14 protein-coding genes, 2 pseudogenes and 1 other annotated feature are annotated in these 18,163 nt (G+C 41.8%); of the genes and pseudogenes, 5 read left to right on the forward strand and 11 right to left on the reverse strand.

All coding sequences use genetic code 11. The features are described from left to right. Positions 1-113: 113 nt before the first annotated feature. A pseudogene (locus AB5Z12_RS02630) lies at positions 114-230 on the reverse strand (DUF6783 domain-containing protein); the annotation flags it as partial. Between AB5Z12_RS02630 and AB5Z12_RS02635 the strand changes: the two are divergent. Beyond that, positions 180-332 (forward strand): annotated as a pseudogene (locus AB5Z12_RS02635) (DUF6783 domain-containing protein). The pseudogenes AB5Z12_RS02630 and AB5Z12_RS02635 sit on opposite strands and share 51 nt — an antisense overlap. A gap of 374 nt (positions 333-706) precedes the next feature. Here the strand turns inward: AB5Z12_RS02635 and AB5Z12_RS02640 are convergent. After that, a complete protein-coding gene (locus AB5Z12_RS02640; protein ID WP_368356744.1) occupies positions 707-2,182 on the reverse strand; it encodes a phosphatidylserine/phosphatidylglycerophosphate/cardiolipin synthase family protein in 1,476 nt (491 codons plus the stop codon). Between the two features lie 84 nt (positions 2,183-2,266). Further along, positions 2,267-2,572: an MGMT family protein gene (locus AB5Z12_RS02645; protein WP_195590586.1), complete on the reverse strand. Its 306-nt coding sequence runs from the start codon at positions 2,570-2,572 to the stop codon at positions 2,267-2,269. A 345-nt stretch (positions 2,573-2,917) separates the two neighbouring features. Between AB5Z12_RS02645 and AB5Z12_RS02650 the strand changes: the two genes are divergently transcribed. Then, a complete protein-coding gene (locus AB5Z12_RS02650; RefSeq protein ID WP_202017070.1) occupies positions 2,918-3,130 on the forward strand; it encodes a hypothetical protein in 213 nt (70 codons plus the stop codon). A gap of 35 nt (positions 3,131-3,165) precedes the next feature. Here the strand turns inward: AB5Z12_RS02650 and AB5Z12_RS02655 are convergent, their stop codons facing one another. The 4 genes from AB5Z12_RS02655 to AB5Z12_RS02670 form a co-directional block, all read right to left on the reverse strand. Beyond that, the gene (locus tag AB5Z12_RS02655) at positions 3,166-3,555 is read right to left on the reverse strand and encodes a VOC family protein (RefSeq protein ID WP_173770033.1); all 390 of its coding nucleotides are present in this window, start codon (positions 3,553-3,555) and stop codon (positions 3,166-3,168) included. Beyond that, entirely contained in the window at positions 3,555-3,815 is a 261-nt protein-coding gene (locus AB5Z12_RS02660; RefSeq protein ID WP_195379637.1) for an HPr family phosphocarrier protein, read from the reverse strand. Before AB5Z12_RS02660 ends, AB5Z12_RS02655 begins: the two co-directional genes overlap by 1 nt. A 13-nt stretch (positions 3,816-3,828) precedes the next feature. After that, positions 3,829-5,187, reverse strand: a complete 1,359-nt coding sequence (locus AB5Z12_RS02665) for a GntP family permease (RefSeq protein ID WP_368356743.1) — start codon at positions 5,185-5,187, stop codon at positions 3,829-3,831. Between the two features lie 119 nt (positions 5,188-5,306). Next, complete coding sequence (locus AB5Z12_RS02670) at positions 5,307-6,926, reverse strand: mannitol dehydrogenase family protein (RefSeq protein ID WP_195590558.1); 1,620 nt, start codon at positions 6,924-6,926, stop codon at positions 5,307-5,309. A 407-nt stretch (positions 6,927-7,333) separates the two neighbouring features. Here AB5Z12_RS02670 and AB5Z12_RS02675 point away from each other — a divergent pair, with 407 nt between their 5' ends. The 3 genes from AB5Z12_RS02675 to AB5Z12_RS02685 all read left to right on the forward strand — a co-directional run bounded on the left by AB5Z12_RS02675 (position 7,334) and on the right by AB5Z12_RS02685 (position 10,526). Further along, a complete protein-coding gene (locus tag AB5Z12_RS02675; RefSeq protein WP_368356742.1) occupies positions 7,334-8,467 on the forward strand; it encodes an ROK family transcriptional regulator in 1,134 nt (377 codons plus the stop codon). Positions 8,468-8,740: 273 nt separating this feature from the next. Continuing rightward, positions 8,741-9,193 (forward strand): MarR family winged helix-turn-helix transcriptional regulator, encoded by a 453-nt coding sequence (locus AB5Z12_RS02680; protein ID WP_227198892.1) that lies wholly within the window; start codon positions 8,741-8,743, stop codon positions 9,191-9,193. Then, positions 9,183-10,526, forward strand: coding sequence for an MATE family efflux transporter (locus AB5Z12_RS02685; RefSeq protein WP_368356741.1), 1,344 nt, complete (start codon positions 9,183-9,185; stop codon positions 10,524-10,526). Before AB5Z12_RS02680 ends, AB5Z12_RS02685 begins: the two co-directional genes overlap by 11 nt. 75 nt (positions 10,527-10,601) lie before the next feature. Here AB5Z12_RS02685 and AB5Z12_RS02690 read toward each other — a convergent pair whose 3' ends face one another. The 4 genes from AB5Z12_RS02690 to AB5Z12_RS02705 form a co-directional block, all read right to left on the reverse strand. Then, positions 10,602-12,305, reverse strand: a complete 1,704-nt coding sequence (locus AB5Z12_RS02690; RefSeq protein WP_173716527.1) for a carbon starvation protein A — start codon at positions 12,303-12,305, stop codon at positions 10,602-10,604. A gap of 74 nt (positions 12,306-12,379) precedes the next feature. Further along, positions 12,380-12,633 (reverse strand) — a binding site (T-box leader). A 61-nt stretch (positions 12,634-12,694) separates the two neighbouring features. After that, complete coding sequence (locus AB5Z12_RS02695; RefSeq protein WP_294423269.1) at positions 12,695-14,035, reverse strand: ATP-binding protein; 1,341 nt, start codon at positions 14,033-14,035, stop codon at positions 12,695-12,697. Further along, positions 14,032-14,742 (reverse strand): LytTR family DNA-binding domain-containing protein, encoded by a 711-nt coding sequence (locus tag AB5Z12_RS02700; protein ID WP_173716530.1) that lies wholly within the window; start codon positions 14,740-14,742, stop codon positions 14,032-14,034. Before AB5Z12_RS02700 ends, AB5Z12_RS02695 begins: the two co-directional genes overlap by 4 nt. Positions 14,743-14,921: 179 nt before the next feature. Continuing rightward, entirely contained in the window at positions 14,922-17,936 is a 3,015-nt protein-coding gene (locus AB5Z12_RS02705) for a glycoside hydrolase family 3 C-terminal domain-containing protein (protein WP_368356740.1), read from the reverse strand. Positions 17,937-18,163 lie beyond the last annotated feature (227 nt).

Raw genomic sequence — 18,163 nt, forward strand, 5'->3', positions numbered from 1 at the left:
CCAATCTGACAATAAGACAGTTCACCATTTCCAGGTGTTTATCTTATGTATTTTTGACAGACTTATACAAAGTCCGTTTTTACGGACAGTAAAATCCGTATTTAAACAGAATTCTAGCGTGTAGCTTTTCTGTTCTTTGAGCGTGCTTGAAAAAGGTTTTCTGCAAGATGTACGTCACAATTTGTGGGGGATTTTGCCCGGATGAGAACACCATAGCGAGCTGCGGCAACTGAATTCGGGTAAAATATACTGCAAAGTGGAGCGTGCAGATTGCGGGAATGCTTTTTCAAACAGGTTCTAGGGAATATTGGATTCTTCTGAAGAACTCATAGGATAGAAAAAAGAAATGAAACAGTGTTCTTAAGCGCAATGCGCCTTTTACATGAAAAGAAGAACAGAATGTGCACGATGCTCATCTGTCATTTCGTTTTTCCATCCTATGCAACTACTTCGCCCATGAGAATCGCAACTATCCATTCTGTTCACCTGCCTTTGTTCTTAGATTTTATGGGAATATATTTTATCCCCACAGGTCATTCTAACTGCTTTTATACAAAAAATCAATTCCTATTTTGCTATTTACCTGATTTTTCACCTGTTTTTTTCAAGTTTCTTTCCATTTCTTTACATAGCTGTCATTTTCCTGTGGGCAAATAGAAAAAGAGAGACGGCAAAAGCCGTCTCAAAAGAATCAACACGCTATAAATTACAGCAACTGGCGCAATGGTCTTATTATAATTCTTAATACTCCATAGAACAGCTTTTTCTGCCAGTTCAGCACTTTCGTTTCGTACTGTGCCCCTTCGGTCTCCTGTCCGTTTGACAGAACTTCTTTACTTTTTTCTATGTAAGTACCTTCCGTGGACTGAATCTGCTGATTCAGTTCTTTGCTGTCGATAACAAGCATTAATTCCGTATCCAGATAAGTACTTCTCATGTCCAGATTATAGGATCCGACGACAGAGAGTCGGTCGTCAAGCAGGACTGCTTTGGTGTGAACTGGAACCTCGTTCATCAGCTCATATACATCGGCACCGGTATTCAGGATTTTCTTTTTCTGATTCAGGTAGTCGGTGCAGCCCCAGGGGTTGGAACCTTTTTCTACTGCGTTAAGAATGATCTTTAACCGGGCATGGGACGCGATTTCATTTAAAGTGTCGTACATGTATCCGTTGCAGATCACATATGGGGTCTGGATTGTTACATTGTCTGCGTTCTGCGCCAGATAGCGGATTGTCTGAAGTACCAGAGGCGTTTTGGGGCCTGCATGGGTTCCATTGTTGACAAGCGTAATTTTATTCGCCGGAATGGTATCCTCCTGCCAGGAGCTGTAATCTTCAATATCGGTGTATTTTTCTTTCAGGGAAGCGTAACGCATTTCTAAAGACTGGTACTGTTTTTCGTACTTTGAAAGCTTTTCCTGTGTCTCGTCTGTTATTTCATTTTCAGCATTCGGTATTCCATTCACAACATTCGAGTTTTTCGAATCACTTTCTGCACCCTCACTGTCATCTGCCGCTTCTTCTGACACAGAAATTTCCGAACTATTCTTTTTTCTTCCACCCTTTATTTTCACGCAATCTTCATTCCAAATCTGCTGAAAATATGCTTCCAGTTCCTGCAGGGATTCACCCTTTCCATTTGTTGTATCGCATACCAGAATATCCCGATCCACATTGATATCTGAGGTATAATCTCCAAGGAAAATATCATTGCTGTTGCGGCCACCCAGCAGATACATTTTGTCATCCACAATCACATATTTATCATGCATACGGTAATTGAGCTTAAATAAGCCAACCGGGCTCACCGGGTTGTAAACACCTACCTCCACATTTTCCCGCGACGCAAGTGCCTGAAATTCCTTGCTTCCATTCAAGAACAACTGCTGGTAAATTCCGTCAATTAAGAGCTTGATTTCCACACCTTTTTCAGCAGCGTGATTCAGCGCCGCAAGAAGATCCGTTCCGCTTTCATCCGCCCGCAGATCAAAGGTTGCCAGCACAATACTCTTCTTCGCTGCTCCAATCATCCGCAGTCTCCACAAAAGTGCCTCTTCATTGTCATCAATACAGCGGATCCGTTCGCCCCCTGGCGTATCGGAAGTAAATTCTGTCTGTTTCAGCGTTTCCGCAAATTTTTCATCTGGCTTCCTGCAATACAGCGGTGCAAAAACATTCACCAGAACTACAATAAGTAAAAACCATAAAAATATATTCCGTATTCGTTTTAGATTTTTCTTTATCGTTATACACCCTTTCTAAAATCAACATTCCCACAAATATTTCTTCAAATCTACACAACCATTTTCTTTCAGAGTAACTCCTTCCCCTTTCAGCAGCCACTCCTGCTCCGCCCAACCAGGCGCCAGTCTTCCCATATGATTCACCACCCGATAACATGGAAACTCCCCATAATTTCCTACATGAGACAGCACCCTCGCCACCAATCTGGAATTCTTCTCCCGCCCGATCAGCTTTGCGATCTGTCCATAGGTTGCCACTCTCCCCGCCGGAATTTCCTCCACCACGGAAAGAATCTCATAGGCAAGATCATCGTTTAATTTGGAGATATTTTCTTTGCGCTTGTTTGTTTTCAGTAAATCTGAAAAAGGATCGTCAATCATAACTTTTGTCACCCACTTTTATTCATTTCTATTTTGCTGTGTAGTATTACAACTGCTAATGTACATATCATTCATTTTTATTTATTTCCTTTATGTCATCTGTAAAATCACATATTTCATCATTATTTTCATAATATATTCAGCTATGCTTTTCGTCAATAACTAATATGATTAACATTTCCACTTCTATTTTCGAAAGAATGTTTCGGCTAATCTTGCATATAATATAAAATCAGCCGTTTTTTCTGTAGAATTGCAAAAACCTATTTGAACTGTGGACAAGAACCATATATGTATTACTACCGTGATAAAGATGCCAGAGAAATTGACATTGTTCTGGAACATGATGGGATACTGAATCCTTTGGAAATCAAAAAAACTCTAATCCAGGTTCCGAACTCACTAAAGTATTCGCACTTCTTGACAAGGCTTCTGTTCCCCGTGGAAAAGGTGCAATTTCAAAATGCCATCACACCGGATACTCCAAGTGTGATGGCATTTTGATTTACGGATGGGTAATTGATGTTCCCGCTGGGGAATCACAGATACTGGCTGAACTCTATCTTTTCCTTATTCGGCCCCTCAATTGTAAAAAATCTGACACCATTTTCCCAGAATGGTAAAAAATGGATTATATCCCTGGTGGTATTCAGATCCGCCTGATTGATCAGTTCATATACTTTTTCGATATCTTTTACATCAATTGCGACGTGATCAATAGCACCTGATTCCATTTTTGCGGCTTTATTCTCATAGGTCTCAATTACCAGATTATTCAGCTTGAGAAATGAAACTTTCTCATTTGCTTCCTCATTGACAGTTTGCAAAGCGACCTCAAATCCAAGCTTTCCATAAAATTCAATGGTTGCTTCTATATCATTTGTGGGAATTCCTACATGCTGAATTCCATTTAACTGCTCCCTTAACATTATTTTTCCTCCTGCTTTTTCTCATATAACAGCCCGGCTTCGTCCAGCTTTTCTAAAATCTGCTTCTTTTCCACTTCGCTTTCAACTGGAATCTGCAATTCTCCATATGCAAAATCCGGCAGGCTTAAGACTCCAAGCATGGATTTCGCATCTACTATGTAACGGCCATAACACAAATCCACATCATATGCAATTGATCCTGCAATACTGACCAGTTTACTTGCATTCTGCATAGTTCCCAATATTACTTTTATTTTCATCGCTTTCACGCTCCTACGCAAACAGGCTGAGCACAATCGCACAGACCAGACCTGTAATTCCAATGATAGTTTCCATCATGGTCCAGGATTTCAAGGTCGTCTTCTCATCAATCTCAAGAAGGGAGCTGACCAGCCAGAAGCCTGAATCATTTACATGGCTGAAAGCGGTCGCGCCTCCGTTGATGGCACAGACCATAGCCGCCAGATAAAGTGGTGACAGTCCTGCTACTCCAGGCATAGCGGCCATGATTCCGGCTGCCATTGTCATGGCTACCACAGCAGCTCCAACAGACGCGCGGATCAGTGCTGCGATGAGAAAAGCAACCAATACTAATGGAAGACCGCTTTTTTCAAGGGCTGGTCCGATAATATTTCCCATACCGCAGTCCTGGAGCACCCAGCGGATAATTCCGCCGCCAGTAATTACAAGAAGGATTTGTCCTGTAGGGCGCAGGGAACGGTCCAGGATTTTCTTTAACTGTTCTCCATCATATCCCTGTTTTTTACCAAGGAAGTACATGGCACACAGCACAGCTATGATCAGTGCTACAAATGGAGTTCCCAGAAATTCCAGTACTGGTCTCACTGGATCAATCCCGGGAATATAAGTTGAAATTGTGTTACACAAAATCAATACCAACGGTACAAGAATAATGCATAACACGGTAGAAAACTTCGGAAGATTACCTTCTTCGGCTTCCCGAACTTCCTGAATATTTGAAGGAAGCCCTGCATCAATTTTACTGCCGATAAATTTTGACCATAAAATACCTGCAAAAATCAGTGACAAAATTCCAACAGGCACACCTACTGCAATCATAACTCCCAGATCCACGTTCAGCATATTCGCCACCAGAACAGAGCCGGCAGATGGTGGAATAAAGGCAAAGCCTGTGGCCAGTCCTGCCAGAAGAGGAATCACATAATATAAAGTAGATTTCTTTGTCTTTTTTGAAAGTCCAAATGCCAGTGGAATGAGAATCACCACACCAGCCTCAAAGAATACGGTTGTACCAACTACCAGCCCTGTGATTCCCAGTGCAATTCCGGATTTTTTCTCGCCGAATTTATTGATCAACGTCTGGGCAACACATTGTGCACCTCCGGATACTTCCAGGATTCCTCCAAACAAAGAGCCAAGTCCAATTAACAGGACAATGCCCTGAAGGGTATCCCCAGCACCTTTTTCCACTGTACTTACCAGAGTTGGAACCGGCATTCCGGCTCCAAGCCCAATAACCAATGCTGAAATCAGCAGTGATAAAATCGGATGAATCTTAAATTTAATGATAAGAAGCAGAAGCAATATAATTCCTGTCCCTGCCGCGATCAGCAGTCTGGCTGACTCTGCCACAAATACCGGTTCTGTCATTTTGTATTTCCTCCCCAAATTTCTCATTCAATAGTCTACAGTTAAACAGATAACAACACCCGCATTTTTGCTATCCTATATTCGGGACTTATCAGCATAGTGCATCCCAGATAAATTTATTACGCTGTAACATATTTATGAATTGTAGCTCTCACAGCTCCCGGCCCTGCGATCATTTCCCTGAACATGTTCTCAATCTTCTCTCCCACACCAGCTTTGTAAAGATCTGTGAAAAACAGGCGCTCGTTAGAAAGGATCGGTTTCAGCTGATTCTTAAAAGTCTCAGGCTTTCCAATAACAATATCCTTTAACTGTTCCTGGAGTTCCTCATTCATCGGATCTGGTGCCAGTTCATATTTATTCCCTGCATCATCCACTGCCAGCATATATCTTAACCAGCCAGCGATTCCAAGAGGAATTGCTGTGAGCTTAGATGCATTCCCGAATCTCTTCACATATGCCTTTACAGTCTCTCCAAAACGGATTCCAACCATCTGGGATACATCCACAGCAAGACGAAGGTTGGTATCGCCAAGGTATTCATTTGGGAAACGATCGTTAAAAAGCTCATCCACAAATGCCTGTGGGGAAAGGATTCCAGGATCAGCAACTACCGGAAGTCCCTCACTATAGGCTACCATACGTGCCATTTTCATCATGTCTTCATTTGTATTCAGCATATGGGCAAAAAGGTCATATCCAAGAACCACGCCAAGAGGACCAGTTGCAGAATGAACCGGATTCAGACATACCGTTACTTTCATTCTCTCAGAAAGATTTACTGTATTTCTGTCTGCCATGTATACGCCGAAACCTTTTTCCAGAGCAGGACGTCCATTGGGGAAGCTGTCCTCGATTACAAGATACTGTGGTTTCTCAGCATTTACAAATGGTGCAATATATGTTTTCTTGCTTGTGATAACAGGCTGCATGCTTTCTACGCCAAGCTTCTCAAGGTCAGCTGCAATCTGCTCACTGGGACGAGGTGTGATCTTATCGATCATGGTCCATGGGAAAGCAACCACTTTCTCATCACTTACATAGCTTATAAATCCATCATCTACAAATCCGGCTTTCTTCCATTCTTCTGTCATAGTCAGCACAGACTCACGAAGCTTCGCACCATTCTGGGAGCAATTATCCATGGATACAAGAGCGATCGGATATTCGCCTGCTTTATATCTCTCGTAGAGCATTGCCACCAGAACTGCCATGGCACCTGTGGCCTTATCCGGACCATTCTGGATATCAGCCTGTACAAATGGGAACCAGGTTCCGTCAGCTTTATGTAATGCATATCCTTTTTCCGTGATGGTAAAGGATGCCATCTGAAGGGATTTGCTGGTGAAAATTTCTTTCAGACGGTTCCACTGTTCCAAGTCTGAAGACTGAGCCTTTACAGCTTCTGCCAGAGCGCCCAGAACCTTATATTCACGGGTTCCGTCTCCATGAAGGATTACATTTAATCCAAGATTGTCATATGGTTCATAAATCTTATCCACTACATCATAGTCAAAGGTCTCCACACAGGTAATTCCTCTGTCCAGAATTTCGTCTTCCAGAAGTCCGTCTGCAATACCACCGATAAATACACGGAAAATATTGCCGATTCCAAAATGTACCCATACCGGAGCTTCTTTCGCTTTGGCAGATATTTTCTCCACATCATAACCTGGAAGCTGAATTCCTGCATTTTCCCATGCTTCATGCTCTTTGATTCCGTTTAATGTTAATTTCATGTTCTGTTCCTCCCTAATTTTCTTATTGTACAGATCTGATTCTCAATCCCAATCTGTTTTGTTGTTCTTTATGTTTCTTTTTGTTTTAACTTATGTGTATGCCTTAATTGTAAGTTGAGTATATATCTTTTCTTTTCAAAAATCCATTGACAGAAATCCTAATTTTTATTTCTAATTTTTGTATGGTTTTACCAGTAATTTTCTGCTTATTGCTTTTTTAACTGTTCTATACTAAAATGCAAGTAAGACTTAACATTATCTGATAAAGTAAAGATTACATGATTACTGTTCACTTCATAGTCTGCAATACAAGCTTTGTTACCAATGGACAGTAACATTACCTATTTGAATATTTATTAGCAGTCACTAACCTTATGTTGTACTAAAGACATAACCAGGAGACCATCATGAGTGAAAAAGGATTAACCACCATTGCTTTAAAGAAAATAAACCGTTCCAAAATTTACCAATACATTTACCGGAGCAAACTGACCTCAAAGCTACAGATCGTTCAAGATCTGCAGATGGGTCTGTCTACTGTCAGCCAGAATTTAAATCTTCTGGAAAATGAAGGGCTGATTGAGAAAAATGGTTACTTTGATTCCACCGGAGGACGAAAGGCCAATGCCATTCAGATTGTTTCGGATTTCAGAATTTCCATTGGTGTTGGAATATTAAAAAATATGTTTCATATCACCGCCATTGATCTGTACGGAAACACGGTCTATACGGATACAATTCCGCTTACCTACTCAAACACAGCTGCGTATTACCAGCAGATCACTGACAAAGTCAAGGACTTTATTGACAAAAACCAGTATCCGGAGAATAAAATTCTGGGGGTTTCCATCGCTACCCAGGGAATTACTTCCCCGGATAATACCACTGTTATCTACGGAAACATTATGAACAACACCGGTATGCGTCTAAAGGATTTTTCCAGGCATCTGCCTTATCCCTGCCATCTGGAACATGACTCCAAATCAGCTGCTTTTCTGGAATTATGGAATCATCCGGAGCTTGACAGCGCTGTTGTCCTTTTATTGAATCGAAATCTTGGCGGTGCCATTATCACCAATCACCAGATTCACCAGGGACGTTCTATGCACAGCGGAACAATCGAGCATATATGCGTCAACCCTGACGGACCGCTTTGCTACTGCGGAAACCGGGGCTGTCTGGAAACCTATTGCTCTGCTAACTCTCTGGAACAGGCCAGCGGCATGGCTGTAAAGGAATTTTTCCCTCTTTTAAGAGAAAAAAAATCCCCTCAGCTTATACAAATCTGGGAGGATTATCTCAAGCATCTGGCTTTTGCAATGAAAAACCTGAATCTGGTTATTGATGCACCAATCATTATCAGTGGATATCTGGCACCTTATTTTACGGAAGATGACACGGATTATCTGCTGCGGCAGATCAATTCCATGACTCCATTTGAGCTGAAAGAAGAACAGATTCTCGTGGGTACACATGGACAGTATACGCCGGCGATCGGGGCTGCACTTTTTTATGTGGAGGAATTTATCCATTCAGTTTGACACAAAAAAAGCTACTGTTCACTCCGTGACCAGCAACACGCTTCGGGATGCACAGAAATCATGCATTCGCATGATTTCGCGCCGAGGTTCTCGGTTTTTCTGTGAGCTTTGCTTACAAAAAACACCTCGCAAAATGTTACCAATAAACAGTAACCAAAAAATCAATGCAAAATATGTAATTACACATTTTTCTTGACAAAAGTTTTCGCTCTTATTATAATTACCACTGTTAATTAATAGTGGTAATTATTTTTTTTGTAAGGAGAAATACCTATGGACATTGAACTTATCAAGCGTATGATGGATGCCTGTTATCAGGGCAAGCGGATCCGGGATATGCTGCCGCCTCTGCCAGATGGAGTTGCATCTTCTTATATTCAATATCTGGATATCATTGAAAAGCTGGAAAAGCAGGGAATCCAAGTGAAGGTATCAGATGTAAGTGATGCTCTTTCCCTCCCACGTCCCGGTGTAACCCGTACAGTGAAGGACATGGAAGCCAAAGGCTATGTGAAAAAGTTTGCATCTGCAGAGGACGGCCGGGTTACTTATCTTACTGTCACAGAAGCCGGAAAAGCCCTTTCCGAAAAGTACAATAAGCAGTACTTTACTATCCTGTCCGGTTATGTAGACAGTATTCCAGATGAGGACATTCTGTGTACCATCCGGACCATGGAGAAATTTTATAAGATTATGTGTGAAAGGAGAATCGACCTTGACAAATGAACAGAATGATTTTACACAGGGAAGCATTCTGAAAAAGCTTGCCCTTTTTATGCTTCCGATTTTTGGGGCCCTTGTACTGCAGGCAGCATACGGTGCCGTAGACCTTCTAGTAGTTGGACGCTTCGGCTCTACATCCGGACTGTCTGCTGTTTCTACCGGAAGCCAGGTACTGAACCTTGTTACCTTTGTGGTGACACAGTTTGCTATGGGAATCACAGTCCTCATAGCCCGCTATCTTGGCGAAAAAAAGCCGGAACGAATTGGCTCTGTTATTGGCGGTGCTGCAGTTGTTTTTGCTGTCATTTCTGCCATACTTTTTATTGTAATGATTGTTTTCGCCCACCCTATTTCCGTGCTTATGCAGGCTCCTGCGGAGGCTGTTTCACTTACCACAAGCTATGTAAGAATCTGTGGGAGCGGTATTTTCTTCATTGTTGCCTACAACCTGCTTGCTGCTATTTTCCGCGGGCTTGGTGACAGTAAATCGCCGCTTTTATTCGTTCTGGTAGCCTGTATTGTAAATATTTTCGGAGATTTATTTCTGGTTGCAGGACTTCATCTGGATGCCGCCGGCGCAGCTCTCGCAACCGTTTTCGCACAGGCGGTCAGTGTAGTATGTGCGATCGTCATCCTGCTGAAAAAGAAGCTTCCCTTTTCCATCAAAAGATCCGACTTCTGTTTTAATTCCCAATGTAAACGTTTTCTGGGAATCGGACTGCCCCTGGCTCTCCAGGAATTTCTTACCCAGATGTCTTTCCTGGCACTTTGTGCATTTGTAAACAGATTGGGACTGGAAGCCTCCTCTGGATATGGAGTTGCCTGCAAAATTGTAAACTTTGCCATGCTGATTCCAAGCGCACTGATGCAGTCCATGGCATCCTTCGTTTCCCAGAATGTAGGAGCGGGAAAGCCGAAGCGTGCAAAGCAGTCCATGTTCACCGGAATCGGAGTCGGACTGCTATTCGGATGTCTGGTTTTTGTTCTGATTCTATTGAAGGGTGATGTACTTGCCAGCCTGTTCTCAACTGATGCAGCAGTTATCCAGAAAGGCTTTGAGTATCTGAAGGGCTTCGCGCCTGAAACAATTTTAACAGCAATTATGTTTAGTATGGTTGGTTATTTTAACGGAAATAATCAGACCTTATGGGTTATGTTTCAGGGATTGTTCCAGACACTTCTGGTGCGTCTTCCAATGTCATATTATATGAGCATTCAGCCTGCTGCCAGCCTGACAAAAATCGGTCTGGCAGCACCTGCCTCCACACTGGTAGGCATTTTGCTTAATGTAATTTTCTTTCTGTACTTCAACAAAAAAATCAATAACAGGCAATAAGTAAAAAAACAGTCCCCTACGCAGTCTGTAAAATGTACTGCGTTGGGGACTTATTTTGTGACGGGGTTATTCTTATTATACCCGTTCTGCTTTCTTTTCAGTTTCCGGTTTTTCCAAAAGCTTCTTAATACCCTGGATTGCAACCAGCACACCCAGTATTAACAGTAATACTGCAAATATCAGCTGTAAAGAATTTCCAAGATCCAGACCTGTTGTTACAAATGCTTTGGAAAGCTTTACAATTGTCATTCCAAGTGCGGTAAAGGTAACTGCCATCATAAATACCATTGGTACCCAAAGCATCCAGCCCTGACGCTTGGTTTTCTTTAAGAATACTGCGCAGGCTACCAGTGCCAGTACAGATAACAGCTGGTTTGCAGAACCAAACAGTGGCCAGATTTCTGCATATCCAACCTTTGTAAGCAGGTAAGCAAGTACAAGTGTAATGATGGTTGCAAAGTATTTGTTTGTTACTACTTTCTGGAATGGACTCATATTTTTCTCATCTGTGTCAGAATCAAGGAAAAATTCCTGGAAGGACAGACGTCCTACTCTGGCTACAGAGTCAAGTGATGTAAGCGCAAAAGCAGATACAGCAAGGTTGATCAATGTAAATACCAGTGAGTGAGGCAAACCGATCACAGAAAGGAAGTTTGCAATCGCACCTGCGAAAATCTGGGGCTGGGTGGTAAGTCCCTGTGCAGCTGCCTCGCCCTGTCCAAAGGATGCAACTGCGATCAATGCGATGATTGCAAGCATACTTTCCATAAGCATTGCACCAAATGAAACTGGAAGCATGTTCTTTTCATTTTTAATCTGCTTGGAAGCAGTACCGGAAGATACCAGGGAATGGAAGCCGGAAACTGCACCACAGGCGATTGTTACAAATAAGATTGGGAACATGTATTGTCCATCTACATTAAAGCTTGTAAAGGCCTGAAGATTACATGCCGGGTTCGCTGCAAATACACCGATAACAGCGCCCACGATCATGAAGATCAGAAGATAACTGTTCAGATAATCACGTGGCTGAAGCAGCGCCCATACAGGAGCTACACTAGCAATCAGAATATATACAAAGATAATAATGTGCCATGTTCCAAGGCTTACATACATCGGGAACTGCAGTCCCAGCACAATTGCTGCAACCAACAGCACAATTGCAAAAGCAGTATTTACCCATTTATTGAACTTTGTGTATTTCAGGAAAAATCCAAGTCCAACTGCTTCAAAAATGAATAACATGGAAGTTGTTGCAACAGCTCCATTTGCCACTACCTTTGTCACTTCTCCTGCATCATTTGTGGCAAATCCGTTAAAGGTTCCGGCTACAACATCTGCGAATGCCGCAACAACCAGAATACAGAACAGCCAGCAGAATAAAAGGAATAATTTTTTTCCAAGTTTTCCAATGTACGCTTCAATAATGTATCCGATTGTACGTCCTTTGTTCTTTACAGAGGCATACATAGATGCAAAGTCCTGAACTGCTCCAAAGAACACACCACCGATCAGAATCCAAAGCAGTACCGGAAGCCATCCAAAAATGGCTGCCTGGATCGGTCCGTTGATCGGGCCGGCACCGGCAATGGATGCGAACTGATGTCCAAATACTACATTGGTATCAGCCGGTACATAATCAACTCCATCCTCCATTTCGTAAGCCGGAGTTTTTGCTTTCGGGTCAATTCCCCATTTGTTCTGGAGGTAACGGCCATACAGAAGATATGCGCCACCCAGAACTACGATAGCGATTACCATCATCATAATTCCACTCATAATCTTTCTCCTCGTCTTTCATTTGTAGTCAAGTGGTTAATATATATAAAAAACGCCCTTGCTATCCAATGGATAACAAAGGCGGAATTTCCGTGGTACCACTTTGTATTATCGTATCTATTACTAAATACGACCACTCATTGCTGTCTGTATAAACAGCTTCTTCTGTAACGTGAAGACTACGTCCCAGCTTACTGAAATTAGTTATTATTTTTTCAGCGGGATGCTCCCAGGTGATACCACAAAATACCTTCTGCCGCCTCTCACCAGTCTGCGGCTCTCTGTGTTCCGGTTATCTTTTGTAATTTGTCCTGTTCAATGCATTTCTCTTTATCTAACTAAAGTTTTACTACTTTTTTTAGAAAATTGCAATACATTTTTTGTATATATTATACGATTTTATCGATCTGTTTTTGTGCATTTTCGCTGGCCGGTATCAGTATCTTCAGGTCAAACCAATTCTCCTTTGTATCAATGGAAACAGCGCCATCATATTTATTTACCGTATAGCGAATGCTTTTCAGTCCATAACCGTGGAATTCTTTGTCCCGCTTCGTTGTGATAAACGCTCCGCCCTGGTAATTCAGTTCGGTATCATAATAATTTTCAAACCGGAGAAGCAGAAAGTTTTTCTGTTTTGAGACACTGACGTGTATTAATCTTTTTTCTTTATCCGGAATCTTCAATTCACATTCAATGGCATTATCCAATGCATTTCCAAAAATACTGCAGATATCCATAACATCCATAAAATCCAGCAGGGTTCCATCTGCAACGCAGGTAAAGGTTATGTTATGCTTTGCGCAATAAAGGCTCTTGGTAGTCAGCACGGTATCCAGCACTTTATTTCCTGTTTTGTTCTGACTTTCATATTTCTTTATATCTGCTTCCATTTTATCCAGAAATGCTTCCCTTTTTCCAGGATCAGCTTCACTTCTTAGCACAGCAATCTGATGCTTCAGGTCATGATACTTATAATTGATCAGCTCAATGCTTTCTTTTGACTGTTTGTATTGCGCATACTGATTCTGAAGCACATTCTGCACCGCCTCCAGTTCTTTTCTCACCCGGAGCTCACAGCACTGTATCAAATGTGCATATAAAATTGCAATTCCTGCAACATCTACCATAGTACGAATATTCCCCATTTCAAAAGAATATCTGCCTGTAAATGGCGTGTTCACATTCACATAACTCATATTGCTGACAGCAAATACGGCAATACTGATCAGGAGTCCGGAAAAATATTCCCTTCTGGTGATTTCCATCTGTCCATCCTTTGGCATATGAATATGAAGAATTTTGTACAATATCACTGCAATCACACCATAGATCAGAAGAATTGCCATTCCCTGCTGCCACCAGGACATCCATGCTTCTTTCCCTGTATAACACAGGATCTGCCACCCGGCAGAAGCCATAAATTCAGCTGCTACAAAAGCAATCATTCCAAAATATGCCGCATCTGTCAGCCTGATCTCACAGCAGCAAAAAACAAAAGCAACCATCAGAAAAACCGCAAATATCATACAGGGGATCCAAAAAATCAGTCTTACCCCACCGGTAGAAATCAGAAATACGCTCTGTATTCCAAATGCACCTGCCACAAGACAGCCTGTTACAGCCGGTGAAAATCTTTTTTTGAAAGGCAAAATAAAAATCAGACAAGCCATCCACTCTGCAAGTGCCGTATAAATTCTCGGAATATCCGGCAGATAATATTCTGTCATTTTATCACCTCTCCCCAATATCTGGTCAGGGCTTCCATGAAGACCTTTCTTCGTGCACGGCTCAATGTCAGATTTTCTCCCTTCACCAAAGCACATCCATCCTGGATCCGGTCCACATGCTGGAGGTTGATCAGATATCCCTTATTTCCACGGCAGAAATTCATCTCCGAAAGCTTTTCCTCCATCTCCTTCATTTTCCCTGTTGTTTCATAGTTTCCCAGTATGGTATGGAGTATCAGAGTATGTCCCTGACTTTCAATATAATAAATATTTGCAACATTAATCCTGACCATGCCGCCTTTCATATTCACCATGATGATCTTCGTTTTCCGCTTTTTCATCCGGCTGATAGCACGGTTAAGCCTCTGGGAAAATGCGAAATAGGACACCGGCTTCAGTACATAATCCAACGCATCCACTGCATATCCCCTGATCGCATATTGTGCCATATTCGTAATGAAAATGATCACAACCTCCGTGTCAATTTTACGGATTTCTTCAGCGGCAGACATTCCGTCCATAAATTTCATTTCCACATCCATCAGGATAATATCATACTGGGATTTATATTTATTTACAATCTGATCGCCATCTGAATAGACTGTAATGTCAAACATCTCTTTGTTCTCTTTTTCATATTGATGCAGAAACTGCTGAAGCTGCTTTGCATACAGTTCTTCATCTTCTACAATCGCAATGCTGATCATACCAGTCCTCCTTTTTTCCTGTTATTACAACTCCTTTCATAATAAATAATTTTCCCTCACTCTGCAAGACAAAAATCACATAAAAAAATCCCCCTTTTTTCTCTGAAACTTTTACAGATTCCTTGCTCTGCTTTTTCCAGATTTAAAAGGGGGACTTATGTCTCCAGATTACTGTTTAATTATTCGTTTACAGCCTGTTTTTTCTTTTTTCTCCAACGTACAATTACAATTGTATCAACTACAATAAGAACAACTGCAAGAATCACATCAATCATTACAAACAGTTTTGTCATATTGGTCATTCCGCTTGCCGGATTTCCATCTGCATAATATCCGCTGTTTGCTACTGTATAAAGGATATTTTTGCAAGCCTGACGCATTGCAAGAACTGCTGTTGCGCTCTCATCTGTCAGTTTGTTGGACTCTGCACTGTTAAATCCAAGCATCAGATCATTTCCGTTTCTGATACAATGATCGGTGATCATGTAACCATAGGAACCGTCATAATCGGTTTCTACCATTCCAACGAATCCCCATTCTCCACGGAGCACGTTGTTCAAAAGCTCGTTGTTTGCACAGCTTGGCACTGTACCGATCCAGTTGAAGGAGGACATAACTGCCATTGCTTTTCCCTCAAAGCCCTTTGTTGCAAGCTCAAATGCTTTCAGATATCCTTCACGGATGGTCTGCTCAGAAGCAAATGTGAGAAGGAAGGAGCATCTGTTTGTTTCCTGATCATTTAATGCAAAATGCTTCATGTATGGATAAACACCCTTAGTGGCTGCTCCATTCATTTCATTTGCTGCCATGTATCCGGACAACAGACTGTCTTCTGAATAATACTCGAAGTTACGCCCTGCAAACGCTGTACGGTGGATGTTCATAGCGGGTCCGTACCATCCGTAGTTGTCAGCATCTACATATTCCTGTCCCATAGAAACGCCGATTTCATTTGCAAGTTCTTTGTTCCAGGTCTGAGCCATAAGAACTTCAGATGGATAAGCAGTTCCATATGCCTTTGTGATGAAGTTGTTTAATCCTGCAGGTCCATCACAGTCAGATGTGGCAATTTTACCTACTGATTTGATTTCTGCAGTCTGCCATCCACCAACATTGATCAGAGTAGTCATATCTTCAAAGCTAAGCTGGTCTAACAGCTTATCCCAGTCTGCATCGTCATAATCTTTTCCGGTAAGGTCAGCAAGCTGAAGTCCGTTGTCTGCTCCCATTTCCGGCATTTCATCAGAATCATTGTTATATTTGGTTCCATCATAAATGCCAAATACATTCTCTTCTACGGCTGCTCTTGTCTCGTCGCTCATTACATAAGCATCCTCTTCCGGCACACCGCATGCTTTGTCATAATTTGCAAAACCGTCCTCACGGGAAAGCTGCTCAAAGTCGCCTCTCGCATAATCCTCAAACTGGTTTGTTGCAACAGTTTTGTCAGAAGAGCGACCATCTTTGCTGTAATCAATATCTTCATCAACGGTGAACTTCTCTTCACCAAGAACTGTATGAGAGTCTGAACGAAGAGAAATTGTATATTCGCCAGCCTCTAAGATATAACCTCCTCCGGAAATCTTAATTCCTTCGGAATCATAGGAAGCCATATCTTCTTTGTTGATAGTAAATGATTTTGTCTGGGATTCTCCCGGCTCAATAGAATCTGTTTTCTCAAAAGCGATCAGGTTTGCTGCTGCTTTCTCAATTCCACCGTTTGTGTAAGGTGCTGTGTAATAAATTTCCACAACATCTTTTCCTGCAACAGAGCCTGTGTTCTCTACTGTTACATCAAAGGTGACGGTATCTCCGTTATCCTTGAAATTCTCAATCTGTTTGTCAAAGGTTGTGTAGCTGAGTCCATATCCAAATGGATACTGTACCATATCCTCATACTTGATAAGACCCTCTTCAGCTGCTGTTTCATAGAATTTATATCCTACATAGATTCCTTCTGCATAGTTTACAAATCCCATGCTTCCTTCGTAAGCCGGATCATTTGCTGCGATCTGCTCTTTCAGATCTTCTACGTTTGTATAAGCATTCAGACCCATATTGTTGTAGTATGGAGTCTCTGTCAGATCCTTTACAAAGGTATCTACTGTTTTTCCAGATGGGTTTACAGAACCATTGATGATCTCGCCCAGTGCTTCGAAGCCTGTTGCACCTGCTCCAGGAGCAAAGATAACAGCACCGATCTGCTCATATTTGTCAACCCAGTCCAGTTCCATTGCATTATTTGCATTTACAACTACAATAACATTATCAAACTGGGAGCATACTGTATCCAGCATATCTTCCTCTGTGTTGGAAAGCTCGAGATAGCTTTCTCCCTCATCGAAGTCATCATAGTCTCCATTGTTTGTGTAGCTTCCTTTTACATATCCGTAATTATCCGGGGAAACCGATACTTCCTCTGCCATCTTTGCATAGCTTCCATCAATTACAGACTTCATATCGGTTGGAAGGTCTGCACCCTCTCCACCGGAACGTCCAATTACAACTACAGCTGTGTCAGAATACTCTTTTGCTTCGTCCATCAGACTGTCTGTGTAATAATCCTTTGTCGGCTCAGGAAGTGTCCAGTCCTGCTGTGCCATAGCAATTGTAGGACGGTCAGCTCTGTAGTCAGTATACATCTTGGTAAGAGACTCGTTTGTCTCATATCCGGCATCCTTTAAGGACTGCAGAATACCGATTGCTGTGGAAGAATCAGAAGATCCTGATCCTGTTCCGCCAAACAGCGGGTTTGTAGAATCCCAGCCGAATACATTCAGTTTCTTTGTATCTGAGGAAAGAGGTAAAATACCATCGTTTTTCAGTAACACCATTCCTTCTTCAGCAACCTTCTGAATGGTTGCACGGCTCTGGTCTGTAGTCTCTTGTGCAAGTACTACTTTCTTTGCGTTTAAAACACTTGATACGTTGTTGTACATCGGTCCGTAGCAGATTACATTTACAAGCACTGCAACAATTGCAATAAATGCAATGGCAGCCTGCCAGCGGATCACATGACGGAATCCCTTTTTGGCTTTATGAGCCACAACCATTACTACGATCATCACAACAAGTAAAGCAAGGATTGCGATAACATAGCCGATCAGCTTCTCAATATAGGATGTAAGGTCAGCCTGACTTACACCGAGACTGCTGAAAACCGGGCTCAGTAAATTTACTAAAAATCCTGTCATAATCATTTCCTCCCTTTGTTATTTTCAGGAGTATTCTATCAGATTTCAGCAGATTCTGTTGTATTTTACATAAACGGTTCTTTTTTTACATAAACGGTTCTTTTTTTTACATAAACGGTAGTTTTTATGGCATTCGTTTTATTAATCCATTCGGAAACACTTGGTGTAAAAGTCAATAATCCGACCTGCTTTTTAAAATGTTCAGATTGGGACACTTTAAATTGCTA

Source organism: Ruminococcus sp. RTP21358st1_G6_RTP21358_211008, from assembly GCF_040908885.1.
In the GTDB taxonomy this organism is placed as follows: Bacteria; Bacillota; Clostridia; order Lachnospirales; family Lachnospiraceae; genus Blautia_A; species Blautia_A faecis.